Below are 286 nucleotides of genomic sequence, written 5' to 3'. Positions count from 1 at the left end.
GTGCAATACGAAGCCGAAGCCGGCCGCGCGACGCAGGCGCTTGGCGATACCTTGGTGCGACGTGCCAAGAACCTGATCGGCGGCGACGACGCGCCCGCGTTCACGCCGGTCACCCGCAATCCCCTGGATACCGCCTTCGGCCCGGTGCTCGCCTTGATGGGGCCACCCGCGGGCGACCCGGATGCCACGCGTGCACCGTCCACCCTCAACGGCGTGAGCTTGCAGAGCTATCTCACCGCCGCCACCACGCTGCGCCTGACCTTGCAGCAGATCGGCGGCAGCAACG

The 286-nt window shown here is 69.6% G+C and carries 1 protein-coding gene; it reads left to right on the top strand.

Annotated elements, in window-relative coordinates; all coding sequences use genetic code 11:
- Nucleotides 1-286, top strand: a 286-nt coding sequence (locus tag AC4HNJ_RS21845; RefSeq protein ID WP_490481720.1) for a hypothetical protein, incomplete at both ends; no start/stop codon positions are given.

Source organism: Dyella sp. SYSU CM1112 (assembly GCF_058216415.1).
Note: the sequence above shows the minus strand (reverse complement) of the source record. Positions and strands in the feature narration are given on the sequence as shown.